The organism is Pantoea endophytica, assembly GCF_002858935.1.
GTDB classification, from domain to species: domain Bacteria; phylum Pseudomonadota; class Gammaproteobacteria; order Enterobacterales; family Enterobacteriaceae; genus Pantoea; species Pantoea leporis.
Map to the genome: position 1 here is coordinate 265,835 of NZ_PJRT01000031.1, position 12,406 is coordinate 278,240.

Genomic DNA, 12,406 nt, shown 5'->3' on the forward strand with positions numbered 1-12,406 from the left:
CGCTTCCAACGGTTTTTTGGCGCTATTTTCGGCGAAAAACCGCGTCACCGACGCGATGGTGACACTTTGTAAGAGTAGGTTTTTTTGGGAATATGTGCATACTGTGCGCTTTTTGATGGCTTGAGCGGAAGGCAAGCGCCTCCGGCTCCAACAAAAGACAACTTATGAGCTCGGATAAGAAACAGTCCCTTGGGGCAGTCACGCTGGCGGCAATTGGCGTGGTGTATGGCGATATCGGTACCAGCCCACTCTATACATTGCGTGAATGCCTCTCTGGTCAGTTTGGATTTGGCGTGGAGCGCGAAGCGGTTTTTGGCTTCCTGTCGCTGATTTTCTGGCTGCTGATTCTGGTGGTGTCGCTGAAGTACATCAGCTACGTGATGCGTGCAGATAACGCCGGTGAAGGCGGGATTTTAACGCTGATGTCACTGGCCGGACGAAACACCGGCGCCAGAGCCACCGCGATACTGGTGATCATGGGCCTGATCGGCGGCAGCTTCTTCTACGGGGAAGTGGTGATCACGCCGGCGGTGTCGGTGCTATCGGCGATAGAAGGTCTGGAAATTGCCGCGCCGAGCCTCGATACCTACATCGTGCCGTTGGCGATTGCGGTGCTGACCTTGCTGTTTGTCATCCAGAAGCACGGCACCGGCATTGTCGGTAAGCTGTTCGCGCCGGTGATGCTGCTGTGGTTTATCATCCTCGCCGTATTGGGTGCGCGTAGCATCATTAATAATCCTGACGTGCTGCACGCCATGAATCCTTACTGGGCGCTGCACTTCTTTATTCAATACAAAAGTGTCTCTTTCTTCGCGCTGGGCGCGGTGGTGCTGGCAATTACCGGCGTGGAAGCGCTGTATGCCGATATGGGCCACTTCGGTAAATTCCCGATTCGTCTCGCCTGGTTTATCGTGGTGCTGCCTTCACTGGTGCTCAACTACTTTGGTCAGGGCGCGCTGCTGCTCAAACATCCTGAAGCGATCAAAAACCCGTTCTTCCTGCTTGCGCCGGATTGGATGCTGATCCCGATGTTGATTCTTGCCACCTTAGCCACAGTGATCGCCTCGCAAGCGGTGATTTCCGGCGTGTTCTCATTAACGCGTCAGGCAGTGCGTCTCGGCTATTTGCCGCCGATGCGCATTGTGCACACCTCAGAAGAGGAGTCCGGGCAGATCTATATTCCGGTGATTAACTGGCTGCTCTACTTCTCGGTGGTGATTGTGATTGTCGGCTTCGAACACTCCAGCAATTTGGCGGCGGCTTATGGCATCGCGGTCACCGGCACCATGGTGCTGACCGCCATTCTCTGTTCTACCGTGGCGATTCAAAACTGGCACTGGAACCGCTATCTGGTGGTGCTGATTCTGATTGCCATGCTGATCATCGACGTGTCGCTGTTCTCCGCCAACCTGATCAAGGTGTTCTCCGGCGGTTGGCTGCCGCTGACGCTGGCGCTGATGATGTTCATCATCATGACTACCTGGAAAAGCGAGCGTTTCCGTCTGCTGCGTCGTATGCATGAGCACGGCAATTCACTGGAAGCGATGATTGCGTCGCTGGAGAAATCGCCGCCGGTACGCGTGCCGGGCACCGCAGTGTATATGTCGCGTGCGCTGAATGTGATTCCGTTTGCCATGCTGCATAACCTCAAGCACAACAAAGTGTTGCACGAGCGCGTGGTGCTGCTGACGCTGCGTACGGAAGATGCGCCTTACGTGCATAACGTCCGTCGTGTGACCATCGAACAGTTGTCGCCGACCTTCTGGCGCGTGGTGGCGAGTTACGGCTGGCGCGAAACGCCAAACGTCGAAGAGATCTTCCATCGTTGCGGTCTTGAAGGCCTCAACTGCCGCATGATGGAGACCTCCTTCTTTATGTCGCATGAATCGCTGATTATCGGCGATCGTCCGTGGTATCTGCGCCTGCGTGGCAAGCTGTTCCTCGCGCTGCAACGCAATGCGCTGCGCGCGCCGGATCAGTTTGAAATCCCACCGAACCGCGTGATCGAGTTGGGAACCCAGGTCGAGATTTAATGTTGTGCGCGTCACCAACTCAAGGTGACGCGCAATCCTCCGCTGGCGCGCTGGCTGAACTGCAAGCGAACGCCGTGTAGCTGGGCAATATTTTTCACGATGGAAAGCCCTAATCCGCTGCCGGTTTGCGCCTGTCCCGGCGGTCGCCAGAAGCGTTCACCCAACCTTATCAACTGCTCATCGCTGACGCCTGGCCCGTTATCATCAACGGTAATGGCGCGGGCATTGAGCTGCACATCAACAGTGCTGCCCGACGGCGAATAGCGCAGCGCGTTATCCAGCAGATTGCGCACCATCAACCCCAGCAACAGCGGATGACCGTTCATCACCGGTTCGGCATGGCTGGTGAACTGCAAAGCGGTGTTTTGTTGTTCTGCCTGCGGGAAGTGCTCCGCCAGCAGGTTTTGCAGCAGCGGCGCCAGCGCCACCGGTTGAAACTCGCTGCGCAGATCGTCGGCTTCCACGCGTGACAGCGTTAAGAGCTGATCCACCAGACGCGTGGCGCGCACGATGCCGCTATCCAGTTGCTGAATGGCGCGTTTGCGCATCGCCTCATCATCATCAGCCAACTGAATCACTTCACTCTGCACGCGCAGCGCCGCCAGCGGGCTGCGCAGTTCATGGGCGGCATCGGAGGTAAAACGACGTTCGCGCTGCACCAGATGCGCCATACGACTGAACAAGCCGTTTAGCGCCACCACCAGCGGCTTCACCTCTTTAGGCAAGCGCGTGTCCGGCAATGGCGTGGCATCATCCGGCGCACGCTGATGCAGGGAAAGCGTGAGGCGTTTCAACGGGCGCAGCTCGAACCACACCAGCGCCAGCAGCAGCAGCAACATAAAGGGCATGGCAATCAGCCACGGCAGCAGGCTGCTGAGCGCCAGATCGCGCGTCATATCTTCGCGGTATTCCCATTCTTGCCCGACCACCACGCGATAGCGCTTATCCTCGGAGGTGAGCCACACCAGGCGCCAGCTATCTTTATCGCCGCGCAGTCGTCCATCAACAAAGCCATCGCGCTGATGATCGAATTGCAGGTCGCGACCGTTTTCGCCGTCGTTCAACAGTGGCTGGCCTGCCGCGCTGAAAATGGCAAATGCCAGCGCATCATCATCCTGATCGCCGCGGTGATGGCGCAGGATCGCTTTGGTTTTCGGCAACGTCACGTCCTGCAGCGAGGTGGGATCAAGCGCTATCAGCCGTTTGGCGAACAGCATCTGCTGAGTATCAAACAGCTCGTTTACCGTATCGCGGGTTTGATGCCAGGCGCTGAGGCCGGCCAAGCCGCCGCACACTATAATCAGCAGCACAAAGCCGATGGCGAGGCGCAGAAACAGACTCATTCCGCCGCTCCCAGCGTATAACCGACGCCGTGTACGGTACGAATAAACTGGCTGCCGAGTTTCTTGCGCAGATGATGAATGTGCACTTCCACCGCATTGCTGGAGACATCTTCATCCCAGCTGTAGAGCTTCTCCTCCAGCTGACTGCGCGTCAGCACGCGGCCAGGATTACGCAGAAACAGTTCCAGCAGCGCCAGTTCGCGGCTCTTCAGGCTGACGGCTTCGCCATCGCACAGCACGCTGTGGCTGCCGGGCGCCATTACCACGTTGCCGTGTTTCAGTTCCGGCTGCAGTTGCCCGTGACGGCGACGGATTAGCGCCTGCAAGCGTGCCGCCACTTCTGTTAACGCAAACGGCTTACACAGGTAATCGTCGGCGCCGAGTTGTAATCCCTGGACGCGCTGATCGAGCGCATCGCGCGCGGTGAGGATCAGCACCGGCACATCGTGTCCTTGCTGGCGCCACTGACGCAGGATATCCAGACCATCGCGTTCGGGCAGCGACAGATCCAGCACCACTGCGTCCCAGGGCGCGGCGGTCAACGCCTGAAATCCGGCTTCGCCGGAGACAAACCAATCCACGCTGAAACCGAGTTTGGTCAACCCGACTTTCAAACCGTCGCCAATCAGCGTGTCATCTTCAATCAGTAAAATGCGCATCAACTCTCCTTCTGTTAAGCGGAGTTATACGAAGCACAATTGCTCTTGTACAGCGAAAATCCCGGCAAATAGACTATTTTTCATGAATGTTAGCCAAACGGATTCTCTTAAGATCCTGTTAAGAACCTTATGGTGAAATAGCTCCCGTAAACCGACACATTCATGGAAAAGAGGTGAATTATGAAAAAGTCTGCAGCTCTGTTAGCGATTGTCGCCCTGGCCGCCACGCCGGTTCTTGCCGCTCAGCAAGGTGGCTTTGTTGATCCCAATGCGCCATCCGCGCAGGTGAAGTCCGGTGGGTTCAAAGCCGACAACACCAGCGTTGTCACGGTGAAACAGGCCGAAGAGATGAAGGACGATAGCTGGATTACCGTGCGCGGTACGCTTGAGAAGCAAATCGGTGATGAGGATTATCAGTTCCGTGATGCCACCGGCACCATGAAAGTTGAAATCGATCATAAACACTGGAACGGTTTGACCATCACGCCGAAGGATCAGGTAGAACTGACCGGCGAACTGGATAAAGATTTCAACTCCATCGAACTGGACGTGAAACAGGTACGTAAACTGCCGTAATGCCATCTTCGGGGCCGCAGCAGCGGCTCCAAAATCCCACCAAACTCAAATTCTCTCTGGCACAAGCGAAACGTTTCGATGGCGATCACATTTCCGTGATGCTGTCATTGAGTTGCCGTGCGCATTTTATACACTCCCGATCAGCGAAACGTTTCGCTGTGGAGTGGAATAAATGAAAAAAGGTCGCTTGTTAAACGCTGAAGTCTCACATGTGATTGCTCGCCTGGGGCACACCGATACGCTGACGATTGCAGATGCAGGCTTGCCGATTCCGGCCGGTCCACAGCGCATCGATCTGGCGTTAACGCCGGGTACGCCCGAATTTCTACAGGTAGTTGACGTTGTCACGCAGGAGATGCAGGTCGAAAGCGCCCTGATGGCGGAGGAGATTAAGCAGCACAATCCGCAGCTCCACAGCGCACTGCTCGCCGTGCTCGAAGCCTTGCAACAGCACCAGGGGAATGTCATCACCATCCGTTACACCAGCCATGAACAATTCAAACAACATACGCAGCGTAGTCAGGCGGTCATTCGCAGCGGAGAGTGTTCTCCGTATGCGAATGTCATCCTGAGCGCCGGCGTGACCTTCTGAGGCCGCTATGCAACCGTTATTGCAACTCAAAGGAATTGAAAAGTCGTTTCCTGGCGTGAAGGCGTTGAATGGCGCATCGCTGGCCGTTTATCCGGGACGCGTGATGGCGCTGGTGGGTGAAAACGGCGCGGGCAAATCCACCATGATGAAAGTGCTGACCGGCATTTACAGCATGGATGCCGGTTCCCTGCAGTGGCTGGGTAAGGATGTCGCGTTCTCCGGTCCAAAGGCGTCGCAGGAAGCAGGCATTGGCATTATCCATCAGGAACTGAACCTGATTCCGCAGCTGACTGTTGCCGAGAATATCTTCCTTGGCCGCGAATGTGTTAACCGCTTTGGCCGCATCGAATGGAAAAAGATGTATGCCGAAGCGGATGCGCTATTAAAGCGCCTCAATCTGCGTTTCGACAGCCACAAGCTGGTGGGCGATTTGTCGATTGGCGATCAGCAGATGGTCGAGATCGCCAAAGTGCTCAGCTTCGAGTCGAAAGTCATCATTATGGATGAACCGACTGATGCGCTGACAGATACCGAAACGCTGTCGCTGTTCCGCGTCATCAATGAACTGAAAGCGCAGGGCTGCGGCATCGTCTATATCTCGCACCGCATGAAAGAGATCTTCGAGATTTGCGATGACGTCACTGTGTTCCGCGATGGGCAGTTTATTGCCGAACGCGCGGTGTGCGATCTCAGCGAAGAGAGCCTGATCGAGATGATGGTCGGCCGCAAGCTGGAAGATCAGTATCCGCGTATCGATCAACAGCCGGGTGAGATCCGCTTAAAAGTCGAAAATCTCAGCGGTCCGGGCGTTGATAACGTCAGCTTTACGCTGCGCAAAGGGGAAATCCTTGGCGTGTCGGGTCTGATGGGCGCAGGACGTACTGAACTGATGAAAGTGCTGTACGGCGCGCTGCCGCGCAGCAAAGGCAAAGTGACGCTGAACGGCCGCGAGATCGTGACCCGCTCTCCGCAGGATGGCCTCGCCAGCGGCATTGTGTATATCTCGGAAGATCGCAAGCGCGATGGTCTGGTGCTCGGCATGTCGGTGAAAGAGAACATGTCGTTGACCGCGCTGCGCTATTTCAGCACTGGCGCGGGCAACCTGCGCCACAGCGACGAGCAGCTGGCGGTGGGCGATTTTATCCGCCTGTTCAACGTTAAAACCCCGTCAATGGAGCAGCCGATTGGTCTGCTGTCTGGCGGTAATCAGCAAAAAGTGGCGATTGCGCGTGGCCTGATGACGCGCCCTGATGTGCTGATTCTTGATGAGCCGACACGCGGCGTCGATGTCGGGGCAAAAAAAGAAATTTATCAGTTAATTAACCAGTTTAAAGCCGAAGGGCTGAGCATCATTTTGGTGTCGTCGGAAATGCCGGAAGTGCTGGGCATGAGCGATCGCATCGTGGTGATGCATGAAGGCCATCTGAGTGGCGAATTTTCCCGTGAGCAAGCTACCCAGGAATCCCTGATGGCGGCGGCAGTCGGTAAGCAACACAGCGAGGAGTTAGTTGTATGAGCACCCAAACCTTACCCGCCAGCCGTCGTTGGTTCAGCAAAGCCTGGCTGCTGGAGCAGAAATCACTGATTGCATTGATCGTGCTGATTGCCGTGGTTGCCAGCCAGAGTCCGAACTTCTTCACGCTGGCTAACATGTTCAACATTCTGCAGCAGACGTCGGTCAACGCCATCATGGCGGTCGGCATGACGCTGGTGATTCTGACCTCGGGCATTGATCTATCGGTGGGATCGCTGCTGGCGCTGACCGGCGCGGTGGCGGCATCGATTGTCGGATTAGAGGTGAATGCGCTGGTGGCCGTTGCGGCTTCGCTGGCGCTGGGGGCGGCGATTGGCGGTATTACCGGCGTGATTGTGGCGCGCGGCAAGGTGCAGGCTTTCATCGCCACGCTGGTGATGATGTTGCTGCTGCGCGGCGTCACCATGGTTTACACCAACGGCAGCCCAATTAATACCGGTTTTAACGATAACGCCGATCTGTTCGGCTGGTTCGGTATCGGTCGCCCGTTGGGCATTCCAACGCCGGTGTGGCTGATGGTCGCGGTGTTCGGGCTGGCGTGGTACATGCTGCATCACACGCGCCTTGGTCGTTACATCTATGCGCTGGGTGGCAACGAAGCGGCCACGCGTTTGTCGGGCATCAACGTTAATCGCGTTAAAATCATCGTCTATTCGCTGTGCGGCCTGCTGGCGGCATTGGCGGGCACCATCGAAGTGGCGCGTCTCTCTTCCGCACAACCTACAGCGGGCACCGGTTATGAACTGGATGCGATTGCTGCGGTGGTGCTGGGCGGTACCAGCCTGGCGGGCGGTAAAGGTCGCATCATGGGCACGCTGATTGGTGCGTTGATCCTCGGTTTCCTGAATAACGGCCTGAATCTGATGGGCGTATCGTCTTACTACCAAATGATTGTTAAAGCCGTCGTCATTCTGCTAGCGGTGCTGGTGGATAACAAAAGCAGTAAATAACTCTGACCTTCACACAGGATTTAAAAATGAAAAAGTTAACTGCATTGGCCGTCATTCTTGGCGCCACCCTCAGTGCTGGCGCGATGGCTAAGGACACCATTGCTCTGGTGGTATCTACGCTGAATAATCCGTTCTTTGTGTCACTGAAAGATGGCGCACAGAAAGAAGCTGACCAACTGGGTTATAACCTCGTGGTGCTGGATTCGCAGAACAACCCGGCGAAAGAGCTGGCGAACGTGCAGGATCTGACGGTGCGCGGCACCAAACTGCTGCTGATCAACCCAACTGATTCTGATGCGGTGGGTAACGCCGTGAAGATGGCGAACCAGGCGAATATTCCGGTGATCACGCTGGACCGCGTAGCAGCACAAGGCAACGTGGTGAGCCACGTGGCTTCTGACAACCGCTTCGGCGGCAAAATGGCCGGTGACTTCATCGCCAAAAAACTGGGCGATGGCGCGAAAATTATTGAGCTGCAAGGCATTGCCGGTACTTCTGCGGCGCGCGAGCGTGGCGAGGGCTTCAAACAGGCAGCCGATGCCCATAAATTCAATATCCTGGCGAGCCAGCCTGCTGACTTCGACCGTACTAAAGGTCTGAACGTCATGCAGAACCTGCTGCAGGGACATCCGGATGTGCAGGCCGTCTTCGCTCAGAACGATGAAATGGCTTTGGGCGCGCTGCGTGCGCTGCAAACCGCGGGTAAAACCGACGTGCTGGTGGTGGGTTTTGACGGCACCGCTGACGGTGTGAAAGCCGTTGAATCGGGTAAACTGACCGCGACTGTGGCGCAGATGCCAGACAAGATTGGTGTGATTGGCGTGCAGACTGCCGATAAAGTATTGAAAGGTGAGAAGGTGCAGGCGGTTAATCCGGTTGACCTGAAGTTGGTGACCAAATAATAAGTAAAGAAAAGCAGGGCAACGCGCCACCGTCCTGGTGGCGCATCTTTCTGGATGAATCCCAATGACCACAAGCGCAAAACTGGCCGTTCTCGGCAGCATCAATGCCGATCACATCCTTAACCTCGCCCATTTTCCACGTCCGGGCGAAACGGTGATCGGGAAACAGTATCACATTGCTTTTGGCGGCAAAGGGGCCAATCAGGCTGTGGCTGCGGGCCGTGCCGGTGCAGACATTGCTTTTATTGCCTGTGTAGGCGCTGATGATATTGGCGAGCGTATTCGTCAGCAGTTGCAGCAAGACCGCATTGATACCGCACCGGTTGAAACTGTCGCAGATGAATCGACCGGTGTAGCGATGATCTTCGTGAATGGCGAAGGCGAAAATAATATCGGCATCTATTCCGGTGCCAATGCCGCGCTGACGCCGGCTCGCGTTGCGCAGCATCAGCAGGTGATTGCCGATGCTGATGCGTTGCTGATGCAGCTGGAATCTCCGCTGGAAAGCGTTCTGGCCGCCGCGAAGATTGCTCGCGCGCAGCAGACGCAAGTGATCCTGAATCCCGCACCGGCCACGGCGCTCTCTGATGAGCTGCTCGCGCTTATCGACATCATCACGCCAAATGAAACCGAAGCTGAAATTCTCACCGGCATTGCGGTAAAGAGCGATGAAGATGCCGCGCGTGCTGCTGCGGCATTGCATGCGAAAGGTATTGCTACCGTGTTGATCACGCTAGGCCGTCGCGGTGTGTGGCTGAGTGAGCAAGGCAACGGCGTGCGCATTCCGGGCTTCAGCGTGCAGGCCATCGATACTATCGCAGCGGGCGATACCTTCAACGGGGCATTTATTACCGCACGTCTGGAAGGTGTGGCGATGCATGATGCTGTACGTTTCGCCCATGCCGCCGCTGCGATTGCAGTGACGCGTCCGGGCGCGCAGCCCTCAGTGCCGTGGCGCACTGAGATTGACGCCTTCCTGCAACAACAGGGCTAAGCGCTTGGCTACCATGAAAGATGTCGCCCGCCTGGCGGGCGTCTCTACCTCCACCGTTTCACACGTCATCAATAACAATCGCTTTGTCAGCGAGCAGGTGCGTGAAAAGGTGGAACAGGCAATTCGTGAGCTGAACTATGCGCCGTCCGCGCTGGCACGCAGCCTGAAGATCAAACAAACCCGCACCATCGGCATGCTGCTGACCGCCAGCAGTAACCCATTCTATTCCGAAGTGGTGCGCGGCGTAGAAAACAGCTGCTACGAGCGCGGCTACAGCCTGATTCTGTGTAATACCGAAGGCGATGAAGAGCGTATGAATCGCAGCCTCGAAACGCTGATGCAAAAGCGCGTCGATGGTTTACTGATGATGTGCACCGAAACCCATCTGCCGTCGGCGGAGATCCTCAATCGTTATCCCTCGGTACCGATGGTGATGATGGACTGGGCGCCATTTGAAGGACGCGGCGACATTATTCAGGACAACGCGCTGCTCGGCGGCGAACTGGCAACCCAGCATCTGATTGATCGTGGCTACACGCGCATTGCCTGTATTGCCGGGCCGCAGGATAAAACCCCCGCGCGTTTGCGTCTTGAAGGTTTCCATAAAGCGATGGCCAACAGCGGATTATCGGTTCTGCCGGGTTTTGTGGTTGATGGTGATTTCGAGTTTCAGGGCGGCTTCAACGCCATGAATCAACTGCTGACGCTGGATACGCTGCCAGAAGCGATATTTACCAGCAACGATGCGATGGCGGTTGGCGTCTATCACGCCTTGTTCCAGGCCGGATTGCGCGTGCCGCAGGATATTGCGGTGATGGGCTATGACAACATTGAGCTGGCGCGTTACCTGACTCCGCCGCTTAGTACCATCCATCAGCCGAAAGATGAGTTAGGTGAACTGGCGATTGATACCTTGATTCATCGTATGGGCGATCCCGACGCCAGTCAGCAAACGCTGGTGCTGACGCCGGAGCTGGTGGAGCGCGGTTCGGTCTAAGTCGCTTTCTTCTTTTTCTCGCGGTTGGCGATCAGATTACGCCCATCGCTCGGACGTAACATCATAAAGGTAAAGGCAGACAACACCGTGACGACGCCCATCGTCAGGAAGGTGGCGTGGAATTGCGCGACGGTTGTGGCCTCGACATCCTGATAGAAACGCAGCACTGCGGCACTCACCGCCACGCCAAAGCTGATCGACAGCTGCTGCGTTACCGCTAGCACACTGTTCCCGCCGCTGGCGTTCTCATCATTTAAATCTGCCAGCGTGATGGTGTTCATCGCGGTGAACTGCGTTGACATCGCCATCCCCAGAATCAACAGTGCCGCCAGCAACATCACCACGCTGCCACCCGGCGATTGCAGTGAGAAGGTGGCGATCAATATGCCAATAATAATGGTGATACCTACCAGCGTATGGCGATAACCAAAGCGGCGTAGCACTTGCGTCACCGTGGATTTCGCCAGCAGCGCGCCAATCGCCGTTGGACCCATCATGCAACCGGCAATCAGTGCGGGATAACCAAAGCCCACCTGCAACATCAGCGGCATCAGGAACGGAATGCAGCCGGTTCCCAGGCGCGAAGCTATGTTGCCAATGATGCCGACCGAGAAGGTGCGGGTTTTAAACATTGGCAGATTAATCAGCGGTGCCGGATGGCGACGCGCGTGCACTATATAGAGAAGAAGTAATGCAATGCCGCCAAACAGTACCAACAACGCTTGCCACGGCAACACCACGCGCTCGCCAAACAACTCGATACCGACCGAGATCAGCACCAGACCCAAACCAAACAGCAGGAAGCCTGAAAAGTCGAAGCGGCGTTTTGGGGTAGTGAAGTCCGGCATATATTTGCGTGCGTAGAAGATGCCGGCGATACCGATGGGAATGTTGAGGAGGAATATCCAGTGCCAGCTGGCGTAGGTTACTAACAATCCGCCCAGCATTGGGCCCAGAATCGGGCCCACTAAACCCGGCATGGTAACGAAGTTCAGCACCGGCAGCAGTTCACTGCGTGGATAAGCGCGTAACAACGCCAGGCGCGCGACGGGCATCATCATCGCCCCGCCAATCCCTTGTACCACGCGCGAGACCACCAACATGCTCAGCGAGCCGGATAAGGCGCAGGCCAGCGAACCCAGCGTAAATAGCGATACCGCAAGAATGAAGATTTTGCGTGTGCCGTAGCGATCGGCTAACCAGCCACTCACCGGAATCAGCATCGCTACCGTTAGCGTGTAACTGATGATGGCGGATTGCATGGCAAGAGGGGAACGTTCAAGGCTGGTGGCGATAGCAGGGAGCGCAGTATTCAGGATGGTGGCATCAAGTGCTTGCATGAAAAACGCCATGGCGGCGATCCAGGGCAAGCCGGCCATGCTGCGCGCGGAGCGAATCATTGAAAGTCCTTCTCGAATAATTGTCAGCCTGCGACAAAGAAATTACGTTTGGTTAAAGAGAATAGCATTGGTGTTTAAGGTGATGGCGCTGATTTATGCCGATGAAGCGGCGATTTTGACTGATTCTTCGCCGGGAAATGTCCGTTTTTAACGCGTTCGTTTAAAAAAGAGGCGCTCAGTCATTTTTTTGCAATTAACCCTTGTCAGCTCCGAATAACTCCCTATAATGCGCCACCACTGAGACGGCAAAGCGGCAACGCAGACGGCTCGGCAGGGAGTGAAGAAATTCATCCCGCCGGATGAAGACGCTGAAAAAAGTGTTTGACTCCGAAGGAGAGTAGCGTAGTATACGCCACCTCGCGACAGGCGGTTCAGCCGCTGTTCGCAACGCTCTTTAACAATTTATCAGACAATCTGTGTGGGCAC

12 protein-coding genes are annotated in these 12,406 nt (G+C 56.0%); 9 read left to right on the forward strand and 3 right to left on the reverse strand.

The window, feature by feature from the left end:
• The first annotated feature begins 164 nt into the window (after positions 1 to 164).
• The gene (gene kup / locus PZBJ_RS19900) at positions 165 to 2,033 is read left to right on the forward strand and encodes a low affinity potassium transporter Kup (protein WP_101763918.1); all 1,869 of its coding nucleotides are present in this window, start codon (positions 165 to 167) and stop codon (positions 2,031 to 2,033) included.
• A gap of 11 nt (positions 2,034 to 2,044) precedes the next feature.
• On the opposite strand, the gene qseC is transcribed toward kup, so the two are convergent.
• Positions 2,045 to 3,376 carry a quorum sensing histidine kinase QseC gene (gene qseC / locus PZBJ_RS19905; protein ID WP_101763919.1) on the reverse strand — a complete coding sequence of 444 codons (1,332 nt, stop codon included), beginning with the start codon at positions 3,374 to 3,376 and terminating at the stop codon, positions 2,045 to 2,047.
• Complete coding sequence (gene qseB / locus PZBJ_RS19910) at positions 3,373 to 4,035, reverse strand: quorum sensing response regulator transcription factor QseB (protein WP_101763920.1); 663 nt, start codon at positions 4,033 to 4,035, stop codon at positions 3,373 to 3,375. Before qseB ends, qseC begins: the two co-directional genes overlap by 4 nt.
• 180 nt (positions 4,036 to 4,215) lie before the next feature.
• Between qseB and PZBJ_RS19915 the strand changes: the two genes are divergently transcribed.
• From PZBJ_RS19915 to rbsR, 7 genes are all read left to right on the forward strand, one after another.
• The gene (locus PZBJ_RS19915) at positions 4,216 to 4,611 is read left to right on the forward strand and encodes a YgiW/YdeI family stress tolerance OB fold protein (protein ID WP_101763921.1); all 396 of its coding nucleotides are present in this window, start codon (positions 4,216 to 4,218) and stop codon (positions 4,609 to 4,611) included.
• A 172-nt stretch (positions 4,612 to 4,783) separates the two neighbouring features.
• Positions 4,784 to 5,203, forward strand: coding sequence for a D-ribose pyranase (gene rbsD, locus PZBJ_RS19920; RefSeq protein WP_101763922.1), 420 nt, complete (start codon positions 4,784 to 4,786; stop codon positions 5,201 to 5,203).
• Positions 5,204 to 5,210: 7 nt separating this feature from the next.
• The gene (gene rbsA, locus PZBJ_RS19925; RefSeq protein ID WP_101763923.1) at positions 5,211 to 6,719 is read left to right on the forward strand and encodes a ribose ABC transporter ATP-binding protein RbsA; all 1,509 of its coding nucleotides are present in this window, start codon (positions 5,211 to 5,213) and stop codon (positions 6,717 to 6,719) included.
• The gene (gene rbsC / locus PZBJ_RS19930; RefSeq protein ID WP_008106756.1) at positions 6,716 to 7,687 is read left to right on the forward strand and encodes a ribose ABC transporter permease; all 972 of its coding nucleotides are present in this window, start codon (positions 6,716 to 6,718) and stop codon (positions 7,685 to 7,687) included. Before rbsA ends, rbsC begins: the two co-directional genes overlap by 4 nt.
• Positions 7,688 to 7,713: 26 nt before the next feature.
• Positions 7,714 to 8,589, forward strand: coding sequence for a ribose ABC transporter substrate-binding protein RbsB (rbsB, locus tag PZBJ_RS19935; RefSeq protein WP_101763924.1), 876 nt, complete (start codon positions 7,714 to 7,716; stop codon positions 8,587 to 8,589).
• A 64-nt stretch (positions 8,590 to 8,653) separates the two neighbouring features.
• Complete coding sequence (gene rbsK, locus PZBJ_RS19940) at positions 8,654 to 9,583, forward strand: ribokinase (protein ID WP_101763925.1); 930 nt, start codon at positions 8,654 to 8,656, stop codon at positions 9,581 to 9,583.
• Between the two features lie 4 nt (positions 9,584 to 9,587).
• The gene (gene rbsR / locus PZBJ_RS19945) at positions 9,588 to 10,580 is read left to right on the forward strand and encodes a ribose operon transcriptional repressor RbsR (RefSeq protein ID WP_368734931.1); all 993 of its coding nucleotides are present in this window, start codon (positions 9,588 to 9,590) and stop codon (positions 10,578 to 10,580) included.
• Here rbsR and mdtD read toward each other — a convergent pair.
• A complete protein-coding gene (mdtD, locus tag PZBJ_RS19950) occupies positions 10,577 to 11,980 on the reverse strand; it encodes a multidrug transporter subunit MdtD (protein WP_101763927.1) in 1,404 nt (467 codons plus the stop codon). The two genes, rbsR and mdtD, sit on opposite strands and share 4 nt — an antisense overlap.
• Here mdtD and PZBJ_RS24245 point away from each other — a divergent pair.
• On the forward strand, positions 11,919 to 12,131 hold the full coding sequence (locus PZBJ_RS24245; protein WP_167391204.1) for a hypothetical protein: 213 nt from the start codon (positions 11,919 to 11,921) through the stop codon (positions 12,129 to 12,131). The two genes, mdtD and PZBJ_RS24245, sit on opposite strands and share 62 nt — an antisense overlap.
• Positions 12,132 to 12,406: the final 275 nt, after the last annotated feature.